Origin of the sequence: Neobacillus fumarioli NBRC 102428 (assembly GCF_001591485.1) — a bacterium.
Taxonomy (GTDB): Bacteria; Bacillota; Bacilli; order Bacillales; family Cytobacillaceae; genus Neobacillus; species Neobacillus fumarioli.
Map to the genome: position 1 here is coordinate 1 of NZ_BCUZ01000036.1, position 24,541 is coordinate 24,541.

17 protein-coding genes and 1 riboswitch are annotated in these 24,541 nt (G+C 41.4%); of the genes, 16 read left to right on the plus strand and 1 reads right to left on the minus strand.

Going from position 1 to position 24,541, the window contains the following annotated elements:
• Positions 1-10: 10 nt before the first annotated feature.
• Positions 11-7,900 (minus strand): glycoside hydrolase family 94 protein, encoded by a 7,890-nt coding sequence (locus BFU02S_RS07885; protein ID WP_235842010.1) that lies wholly within the window; start codon positions 7,898-7,900, stop codon positions 11-13.
• Positions 7,901-8,512: 612 nt separating this feature from the next.
• Between BFU02S_RS07885 and BFU02S_RS07890 the strand changes: the two genes are divergently transcribed.
• The 16 genes from BFU02S_RS07890 (at position 8,513) to BFU02S_RS07965 (ending at position 24,499) form a co-directional block, all read left to right on the plus strand.
• Positions 8,513-9,085, plus strand: a complete 573-nt coding sequence (locus BFU02S_RS07890) for a hypothetical protein (RefSeq protein WP_066368858.1) — start codon at positions 8,513-8,515, stop codon at positions 9,083-9,085.
• Positions 9,086-9,283: 198 nt separating this feature from the next.
• Positions 9,284-10,276 (plus strand): NAD(P)H-dependent flavin oxidoreductase, encoded by a 993-nt coding sequence (locus tag BFU02S_RS07895; RefSeq protein ID WP_066368859.1) that lies wholly within the window; start codon positions 9,284-9,286, stop codon positions 10,274-10,276.
• 150 nt (positions 10,277-10,426) lie between these two features.
• Positions 10,427-10,612, plus strand: a riboswitch (cobalamin riboswitch).
• A gap of 140 nt (positions 10,613-10,752) precedes the next feature.
• Complete coding sequence (gene cobJ / locus BFU02S_RS07900) at positions 10,753-12,366, plus strand: precorrin-3B C(17)-methyltransferase (RefSeq protein WP_066368894.1); 1,614 nt, start codon at positions 10,753-10,755, stop codon at positions 12,364-12,366.
• A 42-nt stretch (positions 12,367-12,408) separates the two neighbouring features.
• Positions 12,409-13,266, plus strand: a complete 858-nt coding sequence (locus BFU02S_RS07905) for a sirohydrochlorin chelatase (protein ID WP_066368862.1) — start codon at positions 12,409-12,411, stop codon at positions 13,264-13,266.
• Between the two features lie 20 nt (positions 13,267-13,286).
• Positions 13,287-14,066, plus strand: a complete 780-nt coding sequence (cobK, locus tag BFU02S_RS07910; RefSeq protein WP_066368864.1) for a precorrin-6A reductase — start codon at positions 13,287-13,289, stop codon at positions 14,064-14,066.
• A gap of 32 nt (positions 14,067-14,098) precedes the next feature.
• Positions 14,099-14,746, plus strand: coding sequence for a precorrin-8X methylmutase (locus BFU02S_RS07915; RefSeq protein ID WP_066368866.1), 648 nt, complete (start codon positions 14,099-14,101; stop codon positions 14,744-14,746).
• A 3-nt stretch (positions 14,747-14,749) separates the two neighbouring features.
• The gene (locus BFU02S_RS07920) at positions 14,750-15,850 is read left to right on the plus strand and encodes a cobalt-precorrin-5B (C(1))-methyltransferase (protein WP_066368869.1); all 1,101 of its coding nucleotides are present in this window, start codon (positions 14,750-14,752) and stop codon (positions 15,848-15,850) included.
• Positions 15,840-17,045 (plus strand): bifunctional cobalt-precorrin-7 (C(5))-methyltransferase/cobalt-precorrin-6B (C(15))-methyltransferase, encoded by a 1,206-nt coding sequence (locus BFU02S_RS07925; protein WP_066368871.1) that lies wholly within the window; start codon positions 15,840-15,842, stop codon positions 17,043-17,045. Before BFU02S_RS07920 ends, BFU02S_RS07925 begins: the two co-directional genes overlap by 11 nt.
• Positions 17,045-17,746 (plus strand): precorrin-2 C(20)-methyltransferase, encoded by a 702-nt coding sequence (gene cobI, locus BFU02S_RS07930; protein WP_066368873.1) that lies wholly within the window; start codon positions 17,045-17,047, stop codon positions 17,744-17,746. The genes BFU02S_RS07925 and cobI overlap by 1 nt, the downstream gene beginning before the upstream one ends.
• The gene (cobM, locus tag BFU02S_RS07935) at positions 17,743-18,516 is read left to right on the plus strand and encodes a precorrin-4 C(11)-methyltransferase (protein WP_066368876.1); all 774 of its coding nucleotides are present in this window, start codon (positions 17,743-17,745) and stop codon (positions 18,514-18,516) included. Before cobI ends, cobM begins: the two co-directional genes overlap by 4 nt.
• A complete protein-coding gene (locus BFU02S_RS07940; protein WP_066368878.1) occupies positions 18,516-19,637 on the plus strand; it encodes a cobalt-precorrin 5A hydrolase in 1,122 nt (373 codons plus the stop codon). Before cobM ends, BFU02S_RS07940 begins: the two co-directional genes overlap by 1 nt.
• Positions 19,638-19,654: 17 nt before the next feature.
• A complete protein-coding gene (locus tag BFU02S_RS07945; RefSeq protein ID WP_066368879.1) occupies positions 19,655-21,025 on the plus strand; it encodes a cobyrinic acid a,c-diamide synthase CobB in 1,371 nt (456 codons plus the stop codon).
• Positions 21,018-22,535 (plus strand): cobyric acid synthase, encoded by a 1,518-nt coding sequence (locus BFU02S_RS07950; protein WP_066368880.1) that lies wholly within the window; start codon positions 21,018-21,020, stop codon positions 22,533-22,535. The genes BFU02S_RS07945 and BFU02S_RS07950 overlap by 8 nt, the downstream gene beginning before the upstream one ends.
• A 17-nt stretch (positions 22,536-22,552) precedes the next feature.
• The gene (gene cobO, locus BFU02S_RS07955) at positions 22,553-23,110 is read left to right on the plus strand and encodes a cob(I)yrinic acid a,c-diamide adenosyltransferase (protein WP_066368888.1); all 558 of its coding nucleotides are present in this window, start codon (positions 22,553-22,555) and stop codon (positions 23,108-23,110) included.
• Positions 23,111-23,175: 65 nt separating this feature from the next.
• Complete coding sequence (locus BFU02S_RS07960; protein ID WP_066368890.1) at positions 23,176-23,982, plus strand: HoxN/HupN/NixA family nickel/cobalt transporter; 807 nt, start codon at positions 23,176-23,178, stop codon at positions 23,980-23,982.
• 139 nt (positions 23,983-24,121) lie between these two features.
• A complete protein-coding gene (locus BFU02S_RS07965; protein ID WP_066368892.1) occupies positions 24,122-24,499 on the plus strand; it encodes a hypothetical protein in 378 nt (125 codons plus the stop codon).
• Positions 24,500-24,541: the final 42 nt, after the last annotated feature.

A 24,541-nucleotide genomic window follows, 5' to 3' on the forward strand; every position in this document is an offset into this window, starting at 1 on the left:
CTCCATTGTCTTAACCTACAGTACTGGAACGCTCAAGCCCCAGATGAACTTCTACTTGGTGACCCTTTCCGTCATCAACAAGTTTTAAGTACGGCTGGCTCTCGGCATCCTTTCCATCCACAATCCATTTAACTGGAACTCCATATTCCTGTTTACAGTAGACCTTTAGAGAATAAGTTGTTTTGCCGTAGCGATAGTCGATCGTGAACGAATTCCAATCAGAAGGTACACAAGGCTGAATATAAAGCTGATCTCTCCGAAGTTTTACTCCCAGGACATATTCCAAACCTGCTTGGTACATCCATCCGGCAGCCCCCGTGTACCATGACCATCCGGCTCGGCCTTGATGTGGAGCTGCAGTATATACATCAGCTGACATAACATACGGTTCATTTTCATATATTTGTACATCACGGAAAGTACGTGTATGTGTGATTGGGTTCAGCATTGAAAATAATTCAAATGCTTTATCTCGGCGGTCTAACATTGCCCAAGCAACAATTCCCCATATAACCCCGTGTGTATATTGCCCGCCGTTTTCACGAATTCCAGGAGGATATCCTTGGATATATCCCGGGCTAGGTTTCGTTTGATCAAAAGGTTTCGTTAATAATTTCGCAAGGTTTAAATCCCGATCGACAAGTTCCCGGTCAAACGAAGCCATCGCCCGCGCTTGCCTGTCCGCAGATGTTCCCTGCGAAATTACGGACCATGACTGAGCAATCGCATCAATTCGGCATTCTGTGTTTTGACTCGACCCAATCCAAGTACCGGCATCTGTAAAGGCCCGACGGAACCAAGAACCGTCCCAAGCATTGTGGTTAAGGTTCTTTTCCAAGTTCTGTGTAATTTTCTCAAATTGTTCGATTTCCACGGAAGAAAGGAAACCTTCGCCAAGTTCGGTAAACCGTTTAAGAATATCTAAAAGGAACCATCCTAGCCAGACACTTTCGCCGCGCCCTTTTGCTCCGATGCGGCTCATCCCATCGTTCCAATCACCAATGCCCATTAGCGGGATGCCATGTTCCCCGAATTTTAGAGAATGGCGAATGGCTCGCAGACAGTGTTCTAATAGGGAACCTTGTTCTTCAGACACGACTGTATCTTCGTAACGTTCTAATTCCCCCTCTTTCAGAACATCACTTTTTATGAAGGGAACATGCTCTTTAAGAATACTGTAATCACCGGTCTGTTCGATATAACGGGATACCGTATATGGAAGCCAGAGCAGGTCATCTGAAAATTTCGTCCGGATCCCTTTATGTGTTTCTTCATGCCACCAATGCTGTACATCTCCTTCCTCATATTGATGTGCAGCGTTTATGAGTATTTGCTTCCTTGTAATGGAAGGGTCTGCATGTAAGAAAGCAAGGGAATCCTGAAGCTGATCGCGGAAGCCAAATGCACCGCCGGCTTGGTAAAAAGCGGTCCTTGCCCATAAACGGCATGCAAGTGCCTGATACAACAACCAGCCATTCATCATAATATCCATTGCCCGATCTGGCGTTTTAACTTGTACATGCCCAAGAACATCCCGCCAGTAATCGGTAACACTTGTCAGCGTTTCGTCGAAGGCAGTAGGGCTGCTATATTGTTTAATAAGCGAAAATACCTCATGTTTTGAAGCTGCACAGCCTAACAAAATATTGACCGTAGATTCATCCCCCGGCAGAATTTCTACAACGGTTTGAATAGCCCCGCATGTATTGGCAAATGTTCCTGTATGATTGGACAGTTGCTTTTCCAAAAGTGCTGCAGGAGATTCCAATGAACCCCCAATTCCAATAAATTCTGCCCTGTCACCAGTCCAAGAAAAACTGAGTTTTGCCCCGTCCTTAGATGTTGGTGAGAAAAGAGTCATAAAGCCTGTGGCATCACGAAATGTTTCTTGATAGGCATTTCGCGCAGTTAATGCCTTATGTTTTTTGTCCCATTCTGTTACAATGAACGGAGCCTGCGTTTCACGAGAAACTCCAAGAACCCATTCAGCATAATACGTAATAGAAATTTGTTTTTTTTCATTACTTTTATTTCGTATATGCAATTTGATCAGTTTAAGTGGATCGTTCAATGGAACAATTATATCCATTGTATGGATAATTTTGCCATCTAGTTGTTCAAATCGGCTAAATCCTTTTCCATGGGTCACTTTATAAGTAAACTTGTCTCCTGCCGGTTTCGGAGCAGCTGACCATATCTGTCCAGTCTCTAGATCCTGTAAATAGAGGCACTCTCCCGGTTCATCCAAAACAGGATCATTGGTCCATGGGGTAAGCTTACACTCACGTGAATTATGCCACCAACTATATCCTGTACCGAAATCCGTCATTAAACAACCAAACTGAGGATTTGCAATGATATTACTCCAAGGTCTTGGAAGATAGGAACCGTTTTTTACGATTACTTGATAGGCCTGGCCATCATCGACGAAACCACCCCATCCGTTAAAAAATTCTCCTACAGAGGCAGTATCCGATAACGGCAGTTGTGAACTAATTTTTCTCACGGGAGCAGGCTGTCGCAATATTGGTTTTATTCCAATGTCATCGATCCGCAGTTGAGCCTTTAGGCTCGGTCCTCCAGCCCTTAAGATAACACGCGCAACTGCTTTTAGGAGGGTACGTACATGCTCGTCAAGTTGCGATGCTTTTAAATTAATAATCCGTTTCATTTCAACGATTCCGCGGGCAGCCAGGTGATCCCGCAGTCGATTGATGAGCTGGTCTTGATACCCTCCAACCGTCTCATCAAGCACCACCAAATCGATGTCTAATCCCAGCTTGCATAAATACTGATGCTGCTGAGCCAATAAAACAACGAACGGTAAATCGGCCAAATGCTGGATACTAACTAACACAATTGGTACATCCCCGCTTATACCGTGAGACCATAGGGCTGATTGGCCTAAACGATTATGCTCAATTGCTTTCTGCCGTATAGACGAAAGCGGCGGGGTGAATAGAAGTCTTCCAGCCAAGAGATGGGCGGACTCAGCCTGTTCCGGTGTTAAATGAAGAGCCCTGAGATCAATTTGCGAACGTACCAAAGCCAAATGAAACGCTCGATCTGCCTGCTTTGGCTCCCGTAGCTGGTGAACAATGTCCAGGGCTTGTTCACGGCTTTCTGCAATACCTGTTATGATATAGGCTGTTACTGATTCACGTGGTGCCAATTGGATCCGGCGTCTCATGACAAACGCCGGGTCCACAACAGAACCCGTTAAACCGCGCAGGGGCGAGAAGATGGCCTTTGGTTCCTCTAGTGAAAACCCTCGTCCTATAAATTTGGCACGATCTGTTTCAAATTCATAATCTCTAGTTTCAATACTGTCAACGTAGATCGAATGCACAGCCCATGTTTCTTTCTCTTCATCTTCTCTTGGACGTCTTTTTGCAAGTAAGCATTGTGATGCTGCATCGTGGCTAGTTTCGATAAATAACTTATTAAACGCCGGATGCGCATTAACCGCTGAAGCAGGTGCCATTGCTAATTCCAGAAACGTAGTGATCTCCAAGATACGTTCCTTGTTGCTGTTGTTTTCTAATTGAAGTCTGCGAATCTCGGCATCAACATTCGGTGGCACCGTTATTTCTAGCTTAGCTGAAATACCATCATATTCTCCTTCATACGAAGTTTTATCTAGACGGAAGACAGCTTTTGAATCCTGAATTTTATGGCAAGGAAATCTGGACACACTCCATGACTCTTCGGTATGTAATTCATGGATATAAATTATCATGCCAGATGTATCAACAACTGGATCTTCCCGCCACCTAGTGACAGAAATTCCGTTCCATGCAAGCATCCCTGTACCATTATGTGTATGAATGCTTGTCATTCGACCGTTTGACAATACATTAACTGCCGGTATGATACTCGTTTCAGTATATGTTCGCTCCAAATTGTCAAAATGCTCATCGAAAGAATCGAACTTTGCATGAAGACCAATAGGTTCTTCGATAATGGCTGCTTTATCAGGGATGCGTTCCTGTAAAAGCAAATCTGTTGTGCATACACGTGGATCGGAATGGAAGCGATGAATCATAATATCATCTGCCAATAAATTGCACAGAGTCAGCATGCTCATTCCTTGATGATGAGCCATATAACTCTTAACAATCTGATATCGATCCCCATGTGTAAGCCTTTGTGAAGTAAAATCTACTGCCTCGTAGTACCCAAACTCTCCCTTAGCACGTAAGTCATCAAACTTTTTCAATGCCGAAAGTCCAGCCTCGCCTGCATAGGGAAGGGCCATAATTGTTGCATATGGAGCAACAACTAAGTTTTGTTCCAAACCACGGTCAAGTCCGAGTCCAGGAACACCAAAAGCCCGATACTGATAGTTCATTTGATAGTCGAAAGCATAGTACCCGCTTTCTGATATACCAAAAGGCACGTGGTATTGATCAGTGTACTTTTGCTGGAGACGAACTACGCCCTGATAAGTCGTATCCCATATCGTATTTTTATACGTACGCATAATCAAACTGGGCATTAAATACTCAAACATTGTACCTGACCAAGATAACAATGTTTTGTATTTTCCGGACAGAGTCATTGTCCGTGCCAATGAGAACCAATGTGAAACCGGAATTTGTCCTAAAGCAATCGCAACAAAGCTTGCCTGTCTTGCCTCTGATGCCAATAAATCATAAAGAATCGTGTCTTTTTGATTTGAATCGACATGGTATCCTAAAGTGAACAAACGTTCATCTGGGTTGTATAGAGATTTAAAATTCGTCTGCTCAATAAGCTCGTCAATGTCTGAAATGATTCTTTTCATATGAGACTGGAAAGCAGCTTCTCGTTTACCCCACGCAATCAATCCTTGACGGACGACCATTAAGTAGGCGACGAGGTTGCCGGAATCAACAGTTGAAACATATTTAGGAAATAAGGGTGCAGCTGTTGTAGTATCATACCAGTTTAGTAAATGCCCATTCCATTTCTCCATTTTCGTAATTGTTTTCATCGTTGATTCAATACGTTTTATCATTTCAGAGGTATCGATGAAATCCAGATCGCGTGCGGCAATCACACATGCTAAATATAAACCAATGTTAGTTGGCGATGTCCGATGTGCAATGATCTCTTTAGGGTGGTATTGCACATTATCGGGCGGCAGCCATGATTCTTCTTCTGTTACATATCGATCATAAAATGTCCAGATTTGGGACGCTAATTCCCGAAGTTCTGAACGGGAATCTTCCAGCCATTGGCGTTTAGCAGTTTTTTGCGGTCTATTCAATTGCATGATGATTGGCCGGGATATGAACCACATGATGAAGGCAACAACACCGATGATTCGGTTAACCATATCACCGGATAGCCAGGCGATAAAAGCAAATAAAACAGCAATCATATAACCAGCCGGTTCAAACATGAAAACAAGCTCTTTAGAAGCTTTTTCTGTCTTTGCTGCAGGGACCCACTCTAGTAAATTGCGGCCGCTTATAAACATTCGGTAGAGTGTCCGGAAAATGGCGTCTATCGAAAGAACAGCAGAAAATGGCAGTGTAATGAGTTGTACAATACATTGCATGAAACTTACACTTATCGCACGATTAAACCTACCGGTGAAAATTGCTAAAACAACTGCACGTAAAAAAGGAAGAAAAATCGTTAAAGCCACAATGGTTTCCCATACCCAGGTTCTTCCTGGAAGAGCAAACAGCCCAAGAAGGGAAACGAATAGGTAGACTGGTGGCAGCAAGCTCCTGCGCAAATTATCGATGATTTGCCACCGGGTTAATCCGCATAAGGCAATACCTCTGCTTTCTCCATGACGGTCTATGCAGCTAGTTCCTAACCATTTGAGGAGCTGCCAGTCTCCACGTATCCATCGATGGGCACGCCGCTCGTACGAGTAAAGTGTGCTTGGATAGGATTCAACTACTTCAATATCAGAAGTTAGCCCTGCGCGCAAGAATCCTCCTTCAAGTAAATCGTGACTCAAAACTGAATGGTCAGGGATTCGGTTTGCAAGGGTTTTCCGAAATGCGTCTACATCAAATATGCCTTTCCCCGCGAAAATCGCGTGGCCAAAGAGGTCCTGATAAACATTCGAAACAGCAAAGGCATATGGATCAATCCCTGGCTCCCCAGCCCAAAGTGCGGCAAATCGCGACTTTTGGGTAGATTCAAAACTAACGCCAATGCGGGGTTGTAAGACACCGAATCCTTCTATGACGCGTGTTTCATCCTCATTAAGGCGCGGCCTGTTGTATGGGTAATGAATAGTCCCTGCTAAGCGTCCCACAACACCGATCGGAAGTTGTGTATCGTGATCAGCTGTAAATATATATCGAATTTTTGAAAGAATTGTTAGATCTCCATGAATGGTTGTAAAACTGGTATCGGTACTGCCGGAAAGAAGCTCAACAAATTCGACCAGCTTCCCTCTTTTGCGCTCCCACCCCATATAGACTTGATCAACTGAATTATACAGACGCGACCTGTGAAACAAGAGAAACTTGTCGTTTCCATACTTGTTACGTAATTCGTCAGTTCGCTTTAAGGCATGGGTGATAATTTTTTCATCATCCTGTAGGGTCTCAGCACTTGCATCATTAAAATCTGCCAATATGCCAAAATGTAGGTTTTCCTGCCGGTTAGCCAGGTAGTGAACTAAAAGCCTATTAACAACATCATCCACTTCTTCCGTACTCGACCAAATAACCGGCATGACAACGATCGTCCGAGCATCCTCGGGTAATTTTTCTGAAAAATCATAGCGCAGGAGAGGAGTCGGACGGCAGCACTTACAAATGGCTTCATGAAGAATGGTGATAGCCCATTCGCTTACAGGAAAAAAAAGGGCTGCAAAAATCGCAAGCCAAGATATCGGCCGAACCCATGTTCCATTTATGATCCAGTTCCCGCCAAGCAGCATGAAACCAACAAATAATAAGACAAAGCTTAAGAAATAAGTAAAAGATGGATGCCGCCGAATAGAAAGCTGTGGCAGTGCCCTCGGGCGGGCCAATTTGCTTAATTCCGATCTTAAATTCGTAATTCCATGCGGATCTAGTAAATAATAGGAAAGGCAAGCTTCCCTTGGAAGTAATTTTGTATCACCCGGTTCCTCCATACACGACTTTGCCAGATTGATGGAGGTTTGTGCGACTAATGTTTCTGGAACATTCAGCTGGCGGGCAATCTTTACGACGCGTTCGCGAAGTAAATCACGGCTTGCTAAATCCAAACGTTTATAATCTTTAGTTGGATCGGATAGAAGTATCTTTTCAATATAAGAAATTTTGCTAAAAGTTAGCCGCCATGGGATACGCTCCAGATGGTGCAAACTTTTCACTAAATTGCCGCATGTCACTTGTAGCTCTGTTTGCAGTTGATGTTCAAGTGAAACCATTTGTTCAAGCGTGGATTCACTGGTGTCAACATAAGTCGCCAGCCAGTCATGAATAATCCGAACATTTGGTTCCCATTCACTTAAATGTTGGATGAAATGCACGACTTCAACTGGATCCAAAGGCTTTTTGCGTGTTTGTTCTTCCAGTAATGCACGTATATTGGAATCGGACATTTTTTTGGAGCCAATTTGCTTTATTAACGATTTAATCAAGTGGCATGCCTCATGCCGTTTTTTTACTTCCCGCATCGCTTTAGCCAAACGGCGAATAATCATGACTCGCATGGCACTGAGCAATATCCAACATTCCAAATCTTTTAGAACAGAAACTTCCTGAAAAGCCATTATGTAATTTTCAAGTGAATGTACGTCATAATGTCCATCTACATGATCGAGATAATCATCACACACAGCAAAGACTCTCGGCAGCCCGATAGATTTCAATTTGGGCAGCTTCTTTAATGTTGCTGTAGGTAATTCTCGAAATAGTACTTGAACTTGTGTCTCTATAAAGTTAATGTGGTCCAATAGCCAATCCTCCGATGGCTGTTTGCAATCCACATTGCCGATCTGTAAATGTTTTGCGAATTCATGAAGGAAATCAATATCCCTTTTAAAAGACCGCCAAAAATGTATTGCAACCTTGCCGGTGGAAGACAATTCTTGAGTTAGAGCAAACTCATGGGCCCTTCCCCTCAATTGATCATTATTTAAAATAATAATCTCCCCCTATTTTAGTATCCATATGGGGAATATTCCCAAGTAGAGTCAATTTCATACAAAATTATCTTTATAAAATGATTCATTTAAGGTTTTTTTAAAAAACAAATATATTTCACCGATTCAAAATTTCATATTGAATAAATAAGCAAATATTTGAAATTTTTTCCGACAATCTTCTTGAGAAATAATGGGACTTTCTAATCAATTACCGTGAAAAATGTGGATTTTTGGAAGAATAAGCAGGAATTTTAGGTATGATAAAGTAATATATAACCAACACCAATTATCTTGGTTGTTCCTAAGATTACGATGGATGCTTTTGGATTTATCTTCTTGGCTGACCATTCTCTAACGTTAAGCTAAAAGCTTTTGATTTAATTCATCCAACCCATCAAGAAATGAAAGAAGGTATACGATATGAACGAAAATTTTTTTGCTGATTATAAAAAATTTATTGTTGTACCGGAAGATGAAACAAAAGTTGGTAAAGAAGAATATGATCCAAAAAAATACGCTGCTCATTATATACTGACACTTTCCATCTTTAATTCACGGATAGCGAATTGGAGAGAGGCCAATAAATATGAAATTGATATTGAAAAAAGTATCAAAACCGTCTTGAAGGAATTCAATGAAAAGCAGCAAGGCAAGTACTATCTTCAGTTACTTGAATTAGATAAGTTTACAAATTATTTTATTCTTGCCCTCTCTTCGAAAACAAAATTTGAACCAGGAAAAGAAAGTGACTGCATTTCTGCAATTATTGATAAAAAGCTGATGAATCCTTTCTATATCGGACAGAATTGGTTCAATTTGATTGGTGAAAGAGGAAGAGTTGAACGAAAACTATTTCGGTGTTCTTTTAAGGAATATATAGTAGAAGACAAGGTACATGAAAAAGGAGAGCGTTATGAAAATATCAGCGAATTAATCCCTAAAAGTGGGGAGATCAAGCTGATTAAAGGTACCCTCAAAAAAGATGTTCTCTAATATTTTCCATGTTTACAGTCCTGCTTTCCGATTGGTGAGTATTCTAATTTGAAAGGGAGTTTTATACTTAATATTTTTAAAAATTATCGCAATATTGTAATTAATCACAAAAGCCCAAAAGGATTTCAGCCTCCTGTGTCGAAATATAATAATGATCTCTCGTTTGATAACTAATTTAATGATTGGAGGAATTAAAAAATGCCAAACATCCCAACTATATTGAAAGGATTGCGTATTCCTGTCATTGGTTCCCCGATGTTTATTATTAGTAATCCTAAGCTAGTCATTGCCCAATGCAAAGCAGGGATTGTCGGGTCGATGCCAGCTTTGAATGCCAGACCTGCCTCATTACTTGATGAATGGCTGGCGGAAATTACAGAGGAGCTGGCAGCATACAATGCACGGAATCCGGAGCGGCCGGCAGCACCGTTTGCCATTAATCAAATTGTCCACAAGTCCAATGATCGGCTTGAACATGATGTGGAGTTGTGTAAAAAGTATAAAGTTCCAATCATTATTACATCTTTGGGGGCGCGGGAGGAGGTAAATTCTGAAATACATAGTTATGGAGGAATAGTTTTACATGACGTGATCAATAACAAGTTTGCCCACAAGGCTATAGATAAAGGGGCTGATGGCTTGATCGCCGTCGCTGCAGGAGCCGGCGGTCATGCAGGAACTAAGAGTCCATTTGCATTAGTTCAGGAAATCCGTGATTGGTTTGACGGCCCACTCGCTTTGGCCGGTTCAATTGCGACAGGAGGCGCTATATTAGCTGCACAAGCCATGGGAGCGGATTTTGCCTATATCGGCTCTCCTTTTATTGCGACGCACGAAGCGAATGCTGTTGATGAATATAAACAAGCCATCGTTGAAAGTACGTCGGATGATATCGTTTATAGTAATCTGTTCACAGGTGTCCATGGAAACTATCTTGCATCATCAATCCTTGCTGCAGGTCTGGATCCGGATAACTTGCCGGAAAGTGATCCATCCAAGATGAATTTTGCGGATGGCAGTGCAAAGCCAAAAGCGTGGAAGGAGATCTGGGGAAGCGGTCAAGGAATTGGCGTCATTCAAGAGATTACTGGTGCAGGAAAATTCGTTGATAAGTTATATAAAGAATATGTTGCGGCAAAAGAGAGACTCAGTTTAGTCCGGTGTGAAACCCAAAAGAGCGTGGAAGCTTAGATATACAACAATTTATAAATTGTAGATTTCAATTTTTGTAGTTTTTTTATTTTTTTAAACTTGATATATTTTCTATTCTCTACTAGTATGGAATATAACGGTAGCATCAGAAAGATTAAATATGCTTTGATTTAGATTCATATAAATTTGAATAATGATTAGGATAGGTGCGCATATAAGTTTACTATGCGCTTAAAAGGGAAGACGGTTACAATCCGTCACGGTACCCGCCACTGTATTGGGGAGTTCATTGCAAAAAGTCACTGAAACTGTTCGGGAAGACGCAATGAAACGATGAACCTGAGTCAGGAGACCTGCCTATAACCTAATGCTTCATGAAACCTACGGGATTATAGGTGGAAGTGCCGGAAAACATTATAACTTGTATAATGTGTATTTACTCCAAGCACCCCTATGTTCATAGGGGTGCTTTTTCTTCATATTTTATTGTTTTGGATCAGGAAGGGGCAAGAACCATGAAAGGAAAATTGCTGGTAATCGGCTTTGGACCGGGTTATGAAAAGCATATTACAGAACGCGCTAAAGAAGCCATACAAGAAAGTGACATCATTATTGGCTATAAAACCTATATTGAATTAATTAAGGGGCTCATCACAGGGAAACAAATTATCAGCACGGGAATGACAGAAGAAGTAAGCAGGGCCCAAGAAGCGGTAAAACAAGCTGAACTGGGTAAGAAAGTAGCGGTAATTTCTAGTGGTGACGCAGGTGTCTACGGAATGGCAGGTCTTGTGTACGAGGTTTTAATAGAGAAAGGATGGAAGAGAGACACAGGGGTGGAAGTTGAGGTGATACCGGGAATATCGGCAATCAACTCCTGTGCTGCGTTATTGGGAGCACCCATCATGCATGATGCTTGTACAATAAGTTTAAGCGATCATTTAACACCGTGGACTTTAATCGAAAAAAGAATTGAGGCAGCAGCCCAGGCTGATTTTGTCATTGCGCTTTACAATCCTAAAAGCGGGAGAAGAACAAAACAGATCATGGAAGCACAAAGAATTCTCTTAAAATATCGTTCACCTGAAACCCCGGTGGGATTGGTTAAGAGCGCGTTTCGTGACAGCCAGCATATAGTTTTAACTAGTTTAAGGGATATGCTTGAGCATGAAATTGGCATGTTAACGACAGTTATTATCGGCAACTCTTCCACATTTTTGCATGATGGCCTAATGATTACACCAAGGGGCTATCAAAGAAAATATACTTTAACCGAGAAAGTGCAGCCGTTAAAGCCTCATCAGCGATTACAAAGAGAGGCCGAACCATGGGCTTTAGATCAAACCGAAGAGTTGGAATTTTCGATGAATATAGACGTTGTAGTTGGAAAAGATTCTTCAAGGGAGCTTGCAGAAGAGGCATTAAATATCGTTCTTAGGGAAAAGGCAGCAGCTCCCCAAGTGATGAAGCAAAAATTTCAATCGATTTTTGAAATTGCAGTTAGCCCGGGTGTAACAAATAAAAAATTTACAGCGAAACAAATGATGATCCTTTCTGAAATAGCAGGGGAAGAATGTGTCTTGGAATACACACCGGACCATTATATTAAATTGCAAATTGTAACATCAGATCCTCACGAAATCGTGAAAAAATTAACACAATCAAACTTTGTCTTATCGCCTGTTGGGGATGTTCTGACCGTTAAGGCCTGTGATTTTTGTGACGGGGAAAAGAGGGATGCCATTCCATATGCAGAGAAACTTTACGAAAAGCTTGGTGGAATGAAACTTCCAAAAGAATTGAAGCTTGGAGTGAACGGTTGTGGTATGGCCTGCTATGGAGCGGTTAAAGAGGATATTGGTATCGTTTACCGTAAAGGAGCTTTTGATTTATTTTTAGGAGCCAAGACAGCTGGAAGAAATGCGCATCCGGGTCAAATAGTGGCCGAAGGAATTCCACCAGAGGAAATTATTGAGGTAATTGAGAAGATCGTTCAAGAATACAAGGAGAAAGCCCACCCAAATGAACGTTTCTACAAATTCTTTAAACGTGTTAAAAAGATTCAAGGATTTGAATATCAAGATATAACCCCAAAAATAAAAATGGAAGTTCCCATATGCGGGGAGTAAGCGAGAACTTATAATCCAACTAACTTAAGGAGAGGAACTAGGTTGAAAGCAATTCTATTTGTTGGTCATGGCAGTAAAGATCATGAAGGAAATGAGCAAGTCCTTCAGTTTATAGAATCAATTAGAAAGAATTGGGATGATAGTCTTATAGTCCAGACTTGTTTTTTAGAATTTGAAAGGCCAACCGTCAATCAAGGAATTGATGCTTGTGTTGATCAAGGTGCCAGCCATATTGCAGTCATTCCGATTATGCTCTTACAGGCGGGACATTCCAAAATTCATATTCCGGCAGCGATAGATGAAGCAAAGAAAAAATATCCATTTGTACAGTTTACATACGGCAGGCCAATAGGCGTTCATGAAGAAACCTTTGAAATCTTGAAATCTAGATTAACAGAAATTGGTGAAAACCTGGATCACACTAATTCTGATACAGCTGTCCTTTTATTAGGAAGGGGTGGCAGTGATCCGGATGCGAATAGTGATTTATACAAGATTGCCAGATTACTTTGGGAAAAAACGAATTATAGAATTGTCGAACCAGCTTTCATGGGAGTTACAAATCCTTTGACCGCCGAAGGTGTTGAGCGATGTATAAAGCTCGGAGCAAAAAAAGTTATCATCCTACCATACTTTTTGTTCACTGGAATTTTAATGAAAAGATTAGAAGAAATGGTCAGAACATTTCAACACCAATATGAAGCAACGGAATTTAAATTGGCAGGGTATTTCGGTTATCATCCGAAGCTGCAAACTATTCTAATCGAACGTGTGGAAGAAGCATTGAAAGGTGAGGTAAAGATGAACTGTGACACATGTCAATATCGGTTCGCTGCAATGGAACATGTTCATCATCATCACCACGGACATGACCACCACCATCATCATGAACATGTGTAGTAAAAGGCAGGGGATTGAAAGTGATTTTACTATTAGCGGGAACAAGTGATGCTCGGGCACTTGCAGTAGAAATTAAGAAACAAGGCTACCAATTGCTGGCTACAGTCGTAACGGAAAATGCTGCAGCTGAGTTAAGGGAGGCAGGGATTGAGGCGCAGTCTGGTAGATTAACAGAAGCAGCAATGGTCAGCTTGATACAAGTAAAAGAAGTTCAAGTAGTTGTTGATGCCAGTCATCCATTTGCAGAAGAAGCATCCAAGAATGCAATGAATGCAGCTAAACAAGTTGGTATTCCTTATATCCGTTACGAGCGGGAGTCTCAAACCTTCCAATACGACAAGATGATTGTGACTGAGAGCTACGAAGAAGCAGCAGAGATTGCTGCAACTAAAAAGGGTGTAGTCATGCTGACGACCGGAAGCAAGACACTTCAGATTTTTACGAAGAAATTACTAGGAAAACCAGATATCCGGTTAATTTGTCGTATGCTGCCTCGTGCAGATAATATGGAAAAATGCGAACAGTTAGGATTTCCGCAAAAAAATATTATTGCCATCCAAGGGCCGTTTACAAAAGAATTCAACCAGGCACTATATAAGCAATTTGGTGTAACAGTCATGATAACAAAAGAAAGCGGAAAGGCTGGATCTGTTGATGAAAAGGTGGAGGCGGCAATGGAACTGGGAATTGAGATTATTATGATTGGCCGTCCAAATATAAATTATGGAAATGCTTATTTTCATTTTTCTGATGTGCTTCAAGAGTTAAATAAAAGAATTCGACCTGCATTGTCGATCTAAAAACGTTATTCATTTTAGAAGGGAGTAAGATTATGGATTTTCGTACCGAATTTAAACCATTCACAGTACAGCCGCAGCAGATTGAAGGGAGAAGTTTTGAAATTATTAATGAAGAAATTGGCGATCATTCATATACGGCTGAACAATATCCGATTGTTCAGCGGATCATTCATGCCTCTGCAGACTTTGATTTAGGGAAAAGTGTCCTCTTTCATCCTGATGCTATCCAATCTGGTATACGTGCTATTCGCAACGGGAAACAAGTGGTTGTGGATGTTCAAATGATCCAAAGCGGAGTAAATAAAGCAAGGATTGCAAAGTACGGCGGCGAGGTCAAAGTCTACATTTCTGATCCAGATGTGATCGAGGAAGCCAAACGGTTAAATACTACAAGGGCTATTATCTCTATGAGAAAAGCAGTAAAAGAAGCCGAAGGCGGAATCTTTGCCATCGGTAATGCACCAACTGCCCTGCTAGAACTAATCCGTCTTATTAAAGAAGGAGAAGCAAAACCAGGTCTTGTTATTGGCTTGCCGGTAGGCTTTGTATCGGCTGCTGAATCAAAAGAAGAATTAGCAAAGCTTGATATTCCGTTTATCACCAATATTGGAAGGAAAGGCGGAAGTACAGTTACGGTTGCCGCATTAAATGCCATTTCCATCTTAGCAGATCAGGTGTAAGACATGCTGGAAGTACCAAAAGGAAAGCTTCGTGAAGGGTATACAACTGGATCCTGTGCGACTGCTGCGACGAAGGCGGCATTGACAGCACTCATCACCGGTGAATCACAAACAGAATCCACCATCTATTTACCAATTAAACGGTTTGTAACCTTTCATATTGAGAGTTGCGAGATTACGAAAGAAATGGCAACAGCAAGCATCATGAAAGATGGTGGAGATGATCCAGATGCAACTCACGGTGCCTTGATTGTTTCAACTGTTTCTTGGACGGATGAACCGGGGATTATCCTTGACGGGGGTGTCGGGGTTGGCCGGGTAACGAAGGAAGGCTTGCCGATTCCTGTCGGTGAAGCAGCGATTAACCCTGTTCCTAGAAAAATGATCCGTGAAACCGCAGAAGGGGTTTTAAAAGAATATGGCATAAAAAAAGGAATAAAAATTGTTATTTCAGTCCCAGATGGAGAAGAAATAGCCAAAAAAACGCTGAATGGTCGTTTAGGTATTCTTGGAGGAATTTCGATACTTGGGACTCGCGGAATCGTTGTTCCCTTTTCCACAGCAGCCTATAAGGCCAGTATCATTCAGGGTATTAGTGTGGCGAGAGCGAGCGGATGTGAACATATTGTCATCACCACAGGCGGACGGAGTGAAAAATATGCCATGAAGCAATATCCGGAACTACCTGAAGAAGCTTTTATCGAAATGGGAGACTTTATCGGCTTCACCCTTAAACAGTGCAAGAAGCAGGGGGTAAAAAAAGTCTCAATGGTTGGAATGATGGGTAAATTTTCAAAGGTAGCCATGGGAATTATGATGGTTCATGCCAATAATTCTTCTATTGATTTCCAGTTTCTAGCTAGACTTGCAGGTAATGCTGGTGCTGATTCTGATTTGGTCGAAGCGATAAAAAATGCGAATACGGCTTCACAGGTAGGTGACATGATCGCAGCACACGGGCTGAACTCATTTTTTGAACAGTTATGTCATTTTTGCTGCGTCAATGCGTTAAAGGAAGTGGGGGGAGGAATTACGGTTGACACTACTTTATACACGTTAAAAGGGGAATTCTTAGGAAAGGCGATGCTAAAAGATGGCTATTAAAATGATTGGGATCGGGGATGAAGGAAAACAAAGCCTGCTCCCCCTTTATGAAAAGTGGATTTATGAAAGTGAAATATTAATAGGGGGGAAGCGTCAGCTATCGTTCTTTCCTGATTACCAGGGAGAAACAGTAGTGATTGAGGGCGGTCTTTCTTCTCTAGTAGAACGCTTGGGATCGGAGACAAGAAATGTCGTCATTTTGGCTTCAGGAGATCCTTTGTTTTTTGGAATCGGCAGCTACTTATCTTCTAAAATACGATTAGAAATTTATCCTTTTTTAAGCTCTGTTCAATTGGCATTTGCCAAAATGGGAGAAAGATGGCAGGATGCTTATTTTGCAAGTGTACATGGCAGAAGTTTAAAAGGGCTTGCTCAACGGATTGACGGAAAAGAGAAAGTTGCTATTTTAACGGATTTGGAAAATTCGCCCAACAAACTTGCTCAATATTTGCTAAACTTTGGTATGACTGAGTATCGGGCGTTTGTTGGAGAGAACCTTGGAGGCAAAAACGAACGATGCCGGTGGTTTTCCCTCGAAGAAATGAAGGATGCCGAGTTTTCACCACTAAATATTGTCATTTTAAAGAAAATCGATGAAAGCCCGATGTGGACCATTGGGATTGAGGATGAGGAATTTTGTCAACGTAAACCAGATAAAGGGCTGTTAACAAAAAAGGAGATCCGGACGTTAAGTCTAAGTGCTCTTCATTTAAAAGTAGACAGTATTGTTTGGGATATTGGAACATGCACAGGTTCAGTTGCAATTGAAGCAGCCAAAATAGCAAGGGAAGGGCAAATCTTTGCGATTGAAAAAAATGAAGGAGATATAGAAAACTGCAAACAAAATTTACGTAAGTTTCGTGTCGATGCCACACTGGTCCACGGCAAAGCACCGGAAGGTTTAGAGACCTTTCCAGACCCAGATGCGGTGTTTATCGGGGGAACAGCAGGCGGAATGGAGGGCATCTTGGATATTTGCTGCAGACGTTTACGTCGAAACGGCCGCATTGTTTTGAATGCAGCGACAATCGAAAATCTCTCCGAAGCACTTCATGCCTTTATGGAACGGGGATTTCAAACGAATATTACGCTTGCCCAAATTTCAAGAAGTAAACCGATTTTAAATCTTACAAGGCTGGAAGCGTTAAATCCAGTTTACATCATTGAAGCTCGGCGTAAGGAAGGAGAGTTATAATGGTCGGAACATTATTCGGTTTAGGGATTGGGCCGGGAGATCCGGAACTGATCACGGTGAAAGCCTTTCGAAAATTAAAAGAATCACCAGTGATTGCCTACCCAAAAAAACAAAAAGGCAGTAAAAGCTATGCCCAACGGATTATTGATGTTTATTTTCTGCCGAACGAAAAGGAATTGCTTGGTCTCGTGTTTCCGATGACAAAAGATCAGAATTTATTGGGAAGAAAATGGAGCGAAACAGTGGAAAAGGTATGGGAAAAGCTTCAGGAAGGAAAGGATGTTGCTTTTGTCACAGAAGGTGATCCTCTTCTATACAGCACCTTCATTCATATGATGCGCTTGATGCAAGAGAGGCATCCTGAAGTTCCAATTGAAGTAGTCCCAGGTATTTCTTCCATCAATGGGGCCGCTTCAAGATTGGGAATTCCTTTGGCGGACGGTGATGAGCATGTGGCAATCGTCCCTGCAAGAGATGACTATGAAACAATGAAAAAAGTAATCGAAGACAATGATTGTGTTATTTTTATCAAAGTGGCAAAGGTAATCGATTTAATGCTGAAAGTATTGCGTGAATTGGATTTGCTCCATAAAGCTTCCGTTATCACAAAGGTAACATCGGATGAAGAAATCATTTGGCGAGTCGAAGAACTGGATGGAGCCGAACTTGAATATTTAACATTGATGGTGGTGAGGAAATGAAGCTTTATATTATTGGAGCAGGCCCGGGAGATCCGGATTTAATTACGGTAAAGGGGCTCAAAGTATTGAAAGAAGCAGACGTAATCCTTTATGCGGATTCTCTTGTAAATGAAGACTTAATGAACAAAGCAAAGCCGTCTGCTGAAATCATAAAAACCGCCGGTATGCATTTAGAAGAAATGGTGGATATCATGGTTGACCGAATTCGCTCAGGCAAGAAGGTTGCCCGCGTCCATACCGGAGATCCGGCTGTATTTGGTGCCATTATGGAGCAAATGTCCCTTTTAAAAAACAATGGAATTGACGTCGAAATTATTCCGGGAGTCAGTTCTGTATTTGCAGCAGCTGCAGCGGCACAAGCAGAGCTGACAATTCCAGATTTAACTCAAACTGTCATTTTAACAAGAGCGGAGGGCAGAACACCGGTACCGGAATATGAAAAACTAGCAGATTTGGCGAAACATCATTGCACAATTGCTCTTTTCTTAAGTGCGACCCTTACAAAAAAACTTGTAAAGGAATTAACGGAGGCAGGATGGAGCAAGGAGACCCCTGTAGCCGTTGTTTATAAGGCATCGTGGCCTGATCAAAAAATCGTCCGGACCACATTGGAACGCTTGGATGAAGAAATGCGCGCGAATGGAATCCGGAAACAGGCTATGATTTTGGCAGGATGGGCTCTGGCTGAAAACATGCATGAACAAAACTATCGTTCGAAGCTATATGATAAAACTTTTACGCATGGATTCAGACGGGGGGTAGAGATTTAGTGATTGAGTTGCAGGAAGGCAAGAGCATAGTTATTCAGCCAAAGGGTGATTATGCAGTTGTGGCCATTACAAAGCATGGTGCTGAACTTGCCCGTAAGATAGGTCATTATTTTCATAATGCGGATATCTATTATCCTAGTAAATTTGAAAAAGGGGATGAATCCGCTAAGAACATTCAACTATTTACTGGAAATGTTCGATTCGCGCTGCCCGCGCTATTTCATACATACAAGGGATTAATCTTTATTATTTCCCTTGGCGCTGTTGTTCGCTTAATAGCGCCTTTGTTGAAGGATAAGAAAACAGATCCCGCTGTCGTGGTAGTGGACGAAAAGGGAGACCATGTAATCAGTGCACTATCAGGACATATCGGGGGAGCCAATGAATTAACAAAAGAAGTAGCTGCCGCTATCAAGGCACGACCCGTTATCACCACTGCTGCTGATGTTCAGGAAACCATTGCTGTCGATTTGTTTGGAAAACGGTTTGGCTGGGTATGGGACTCTCCAGAAAAGCTGACACCTGTGAGTGCAGCAGTGGTAAATGAGGAAAAGATTGCAATAATACAAGAATCAGGGGAGAAAGATTGGTGGCAGCATGAGCGGCCGCTCCCGAAAAATATTATGGTTTATGACTCGATTCAAAAAGCTCTGCAATCCCATCCGGATGCAGCCCTTGTCATTACCCATCGGATTTTATCAGAAGAGGAAAAACAGATATTACATAAGGGAGTTTTATATAGGCCAAAGGTGATTGTCCTTGGGATCGGATGTAACCGGGGAACTTCCTCTGAAGAAATAGAAGCGGTGATTAACGAAACACTTGCAGAGCTGCATTTTTCCAAAAAAAGCGTCAAGGCCCTTTGCACGATTGATTTAAAAAAAGATGAAGCAGGATTAATTGAGGTTGCAGTCAAAAATAAGTGGGAGTTTGTTTATTATACACGAGAAGAATTAAATTCCATCAAAATTGAGGAGCCATCAGAAACTGTATTTAAATATACAGGAGCCTATGGTGTCAGTGAACCGGCAGCAAGGTTGTACAGCCGGGCTGAAAAATTGGAGCTTGTCAAAAAGAAATCAGGGAATGTGACCATTTCAGTCGCTGTGATCTCATTTTAAAAAAGGGAGCGAAAAACATGTCAGGGAGAAGAATATTGATAGCCGGAACAGGGAGTGGAGTCGGAAAAACAACATTGACCGTTGGGTTGATGTCAGCATTAAGGAAAAAAGGATACGTGGTTCAGGGCTTTAAATGTGGGCCGGATTATATTGATCCAACTTACCATACCGCAGTAACGGGCAGGGTTTCCAGAAATATTGACAGCTGGATGCTAAAATCTGAGATGGTGAAAGATATTGTTTGTCGTGCAAGTATCGGGGCGGATATTTCGATTATTGAAGGGGTAATGGGATTTTTTGATGGAAAAAATCCAATAAACAATACCGGCTCAACAGCAGAGATCAGTATCATTACAGAAAGCCCTGTTATCCTTGTGGTCAATTGTGCGAGTATGGCACGGAGCGCGGCCGCAATTGTAAAGGGATTTCAAGAGTTTCTTAAAGAAACAAATATTGTTGGTGTGATTGCCAATCGAGTTGGCAGTGAAGGACATTTTAAAATCGTTAAAACAGCCATTGAACAAGAGTGCGGGATTCCGGTACTCGGGTATTTGAAAAAGGATCAGGTTCTTTCGATGCCGGAACGTCATTTAGGGCTGATTCCATCTGTTGAACGTGGTGACTTGAATTCGTTTTTTGATCAACTTGGCACTAAAGTTCTTGAAACGATAGATGTAGAATCTCTATATAAGCTAGCTGATGCTCCCCCTTTGGAAATAAAAGAATCCCAGTTTAAAACACGTGAAAAGGAGATCGTCCGCATCGCTGTTGCTAGGGATGCTGCCTTTAACTTTTATTATCAAGAGAATCTCGACATGCTTGAAGCGGCCGGCGCCAAGCTAATTGAGTTTTCTCCTTTAAAAGGGGAGACATTACCAGACAATGTGGACGGCTTATATATTGGCGGAGGATTTCCAGAGGAATTTGCGGGAATGCTGGCAGAAAACAAAAATGTGAAAAATTCCATTCGTTCAGCGATAGAACAAGGTTTACCCACTCTGGCTGAATGCGGCGGTTTTATGTTTTTAAACGAAAACCTGGAAACAACAGATGAAAAGAACTACGAGATGGTAGGGATAATCCCCGGCAAAGTGAAAATGCAATCCAAGCTGGCAGCCCTAGGATACCGGGAAATCACTGGTGAAGAAGGGAACTTTTTATTAAACGGCGGCCTTACAGCACGCGGTCATGAATTCCACTATTCTACTTTTCATTCAAAAGGAGAAATTCACTATGCCTATCAAACAAAAGGGATGCGCGGGATGAAACAGGAGGGGTATATGAATGATAATTTAGTAGCTGGCTATACCCATTTTCATTTTGGCTCTTGTCCTGGCTTAGTTGAAAATTGGATTAAAAAATGTAAGGAGTTTCGAGGAAATGGCTAAAGCGCTTCCTATCATGTTTCAAGGAACCAATTCTGATGTCGGCAAAAGTGTTGTTGTTACGGCATTTTGCCGGATTTTTGCCCAGGACGGATATAAAACAGCGCCTTTCAAATCGCAAAATATGGCTTTAAATTCATATATCACCATTGACAGGAAAGAAATCGGAAGAGCGCAAGGAGTACAGGCGGAAGCGGCTGGCATAACGGCAACAACCGATATGAATCCGATTTTGATTAAGCCGAACCGTGATCATGAATCACAGATTGTTGTTCACGGAAAACCTTATAAAAACATGGAAGCTGGTGCCTATCGCCAGGAATTTTTCCAAACTGGCATCCGGCTTATACAAGAATCTCTTTCGGTTCTTTTTGAAAACTATGAAAGGCTTGTCATTGAAGGGGCCGGCAGCCCTGCCGAGATTAACTTGAATGATCGGGAATTGGTTAATATGCGTGTGGCAAGAATGGCTAATGCACCTGTCATATTGATAGGGGATATTGAAAAAGGAGGAGTGTTTGCCAGTTTAGTAGGCACTCTACAGCTGCTGGAACCAGAAGACCGCGACCGAGTGATCGGAGTGATCATCAACAAATTCCGGGGGGATTTACAGCTGCTTGAACCCGGTTTAACTTGGTTTGAGGAATATACCGGAAAGAAGGTTCTAGGAGTCATACCTTATATGGAGAATTTGAATATTGATGCCGAGGACTCTGTTATTTTGCAGCAGTATACATCTGCTCCAAATTCCGAAAAAGAACTGGATATTGCGGTCATCCGATACCCCAGAATATCCAATTTTACCGATGTGGATCCGTTTTCTTTCGAACCGGATTGCCATGTCCGTTTTATCACAGGGCCCGAACAGCTCGGTCAGCCGGATTTAGTCATTCTGCCGGGGAGTAAAAATACAATCGATGACCTTTATTTTTTAAAAAACAGTGGCTTGGCCCAAAAAATAATTGAAATGTATGCTAAGAAGACATCTGTAATTTTCGGCATATGCGGTGGATATCAAATGCTTGGCAGGGAAGTCCAAGATCCATTTGCGATCGAATCCTTGCATCAAAAGATAGAAGGACTTCGCTTGCTGCCCATTCAGACAACCATTACGAAAGAAAAAACAACGGTATTATCAGCCGGAATTCTTCATCTTTATGGGAAAAGCTTTCCTGTAAATGGTTATGAGATTCATATGGGGGAAACAATCACAACGGGTGAGTGTGAAGGGTTAATTGAAACAAAAGAGAAACTAGATGGCGGTAAAACCGCAGACGAAAAAGTAATCGGAACATATTTTCATGGGATATTCCATAATGATGAATTTCGGAAGGAATTGTTAAATCAGCTTCGCAAAGCAAAAGGTATGGCTCCAATCCAGACAAGGGTTTCATTTAATCAACTGCGGGAAGAAGCTTTTAACCGCTTGGCAGACCATATACGAAGCCATGTAAATGTGGATTATATTGAACAAAAAATGAAGGAATTTCAAACAAGAGTAAACGGATGCTAAGGAGATGTGACAACAGAATGGAAGAAGTATTAAACAGCAGAAAACAAAGAGGTCTAACATTAGTATATACAGGGGATGGAAAAGGGAAAACAACTGCAGCACTTGGTCTTGCAGTCCGAGCAGCAGGCAGAGGGAAAAAGGTGTTAATGATCCAATTTATTAAATCTCCTGAAAGGACATACGGGGAAAAAATCACCTTTGAAAAGTTGGGCATTGAAATAATCCAAACAGGTGCCGGCTTTACTTGGACCAAGACACCTGAGGAGCATCGGAAAGCATTAAAAGCCGGATGGACTTTAGCGAAAGAAAAAGTATTCCATGGCGGTTATGATGTAGTGATCTTGGACGAATTAAATAATGCTCTGGCTATTGATACGTTTCCAATTCAAGATGTCCTTCCATTAAAGGAAGTACTGGAGTTAATTCATGACCGTCCTAAGGAAATTCATCTAGTAATAACCGGACGTTCTGCAAAGGAAGAAATTATAAATTGTGCTGATTTAGTAACGGAAATGAAGGTCGTTAAACATTATTATAATGAAGGAATTCCAGCGGTAAAAGGAATTGAATTCTAAGAAAGCGGTGCTGCTTATGCTGTACCAAAAACTAAGTTAAAGAATCTGAGAGGAGATTCTGATAGATGGAAACTATTTCATTAATTTTACTAGTGTTTGTGCTGGGGCTCAGACATGGATTAGATGCGGATCATCTAGCCTGTATTGATGGTTTGACACGTTACAATATCCGTATGAACAGTCCTATTGCCCGTTGGGTAGGCACTTTATTTTCATTTGGACATGGTTTGGTTGTAACATGCATCGCAGTCATTCTTGGGATATTTATGAAGAACTTTAAGATTCCTGATTTTGTTAATACTGTAGTAACTTGGATATCCATTGTTTCATTATTCAGCATCGGGACATTAAATATTTACAATCTTTTACGGACAAAATCAACAACAGCAGAAAGTTTTCAGTTGAGTGGAATCAAAGGGAAGTTCTTACCGCGGATCGTGCAGGAAACGACGAATCCATTTTTTGTCGTTTTAATTGGGGCCATATTCGCACTCGCTGCGGATACCGTCAGTCAAACCTCGATGTGGGCAATTGCAGCCGGAAATTCAGCAAGTTATTTCCCATTCATTATGGGGATGATCTTTATGTTGGGGATGATGATTACAGATACGATTGATTCAATTCTTGCTTTCCGTATGATCAGCGACTCAAATCAAATCGGACAAACGGCATCAAGAGTAATGGGATGGATCATTGTCTGTTTGGCATATGGCGTATCCATTTATGAAGCCTTTACCTTTTTCTTCCCGTGGGCCGAGCTGGATTTCGAGATCATTGGCATCATTTTGTTTGTGTTATTGATTCTTGGTTTCATTTTCTTAAGTTTTCGTACAAAAAAACACGTTGAAATTTCTTTGAAAATGGATAAATGATTTGAAGGGGTGATGGGATCTTCCCCCTTTTTCTATGTTTCTAGCATGCTTTTCGTTTGATCAAGTGATAATCCCATGTCAAAAACATACACTCTTCTTAAGACAGTATTAGAGTTTTGAGCGTGAGGTGTTGAAACAAATGAACTTTGGGATGCAAAAAGCGAATATGCTGGCTAAAAATATTAATAGTTTTATTAAATATGTTCGCCATAGTTATGAAAATCGGAGCAGCTTTTATACAAATCATGACAAATTGTATCAAATAAAGCTTTTGATAGAAGAATATAAATTTCAAATCATCGCAGATGAGCTTTATCGAATCAATCAGTTTTCATGGGATGAAAAATATACTTATATACTCGTTGAGCAATTTAAACAAGGACTAAATATTATTGATGAATATGTGAAAAATAACTATACTGAATTATTCATGTTAACAGCACGGCTGCATACGTTAAAGAGCCTCACTACCTTATTTTCAAAAGAACAAGATGGAAAGCAAAAGCTTCCTAATTAGTTATTTTAAAAAAAATAAACACGCTAAAATATGGAGGGGCTG

What these genes read in the sequence shown, in the direction of transcription:
- BFU02S_RS07890 (WP_066368858.1), top strand. Translation starts at nt 8,513, where the DNA reads ATGAACGAAAATTTTTTTGCTGATTATAAAAAATTTATTGTTGTACCG.
- BFU02S_RS07895 (WP_066368859.1), top strand. Translation starts at nt 9,284, where the DNA reads ATGCCAAACATCCCAACTATATTGAAAGGATTGCGTATTCCTGTCATT.
- cobJ (WP_066368894.1), top strand. Translation starts at nt 10,753, where the DNA reads ATGAAAGGAAAATTGCTGGTAATCGGCTTTGGACCGGGTTATGAAAAG.
- BFU02S_RS07915 (WP_066368866.1), top strand. Translation starts at nt 14,099, where the DNA reads ATGGATTTTCGTACCGAATTTAAACCATTCACAGTACAGCCGCAGCAG.
- BFU02S_RS07920 (WP_066368869.1), top strand. Translation starts at nt 14,750, where the DNA reads ATGCTGGAAGTACCAAAAGGAAAGCTTCGTGAAGGGTATACAACTGGA.
- BFU02S_RS07925 (WP_066368871.1), top strand. Translation starts at nt 15,840, where the DNA reads ATGGCTATTAAAATGATTGGGATCGGGGATGAAGGAAAACAAAGCCTG.
- cobI (WP_066368873.1), top strand. Translation starts at nt 17,045, where the DNA reads ATGGTCGGAACATTATTCGGTTTAGGGATTGGGCCGGGAGATCCGGAA.
- cobM (WP_066368876.1), top strand. Translation starts at nt 17,743, where the DNA reads ATGAAGCTTTATATTATTGGAGCAGGCCCGGGAGATCCGGATTTAATT.
- BFU02S_RS07945 (WP_066368879.1), top strand. Translation starts at nt 19,655, where the DNA reads ATGTCAGGGAGAAGAATATTGATAGCCGGAACAGGGAGTGGAGTCGGA.
- BFU02S_RS07950 (WP_066368880.1), top strand. Translation starts at nt 21,018, where the DNA reads ATGGCTAAAGCGCTTCCTATCATGTTTCAAGGAACCAATTCTGATGTC.
- cobO (WP_066368888.1), top strand. Translation starts at nt 22,553, where the DNA reads ATGGAAGAAGTATTAAACAGCAGAAAACAAAGAGGTCTAACATTAGTA.
- BFU02S_RS07960 (WP_066368890.1), top strand. Translation starts at nt 23,176, where the DNA reads ATGGAAACTATTTCATTAATTTTACTAGTGTTTGTGCTGGGGCTCAGA.
- BFU02S_RS07965 (WP_066368892.1), top strand. Translation starts at nt 24,122, where the DNA reads ATGAACTTTGGGATGCAAAAAGCGAATATGCTGGCTAAAAATATTAAT.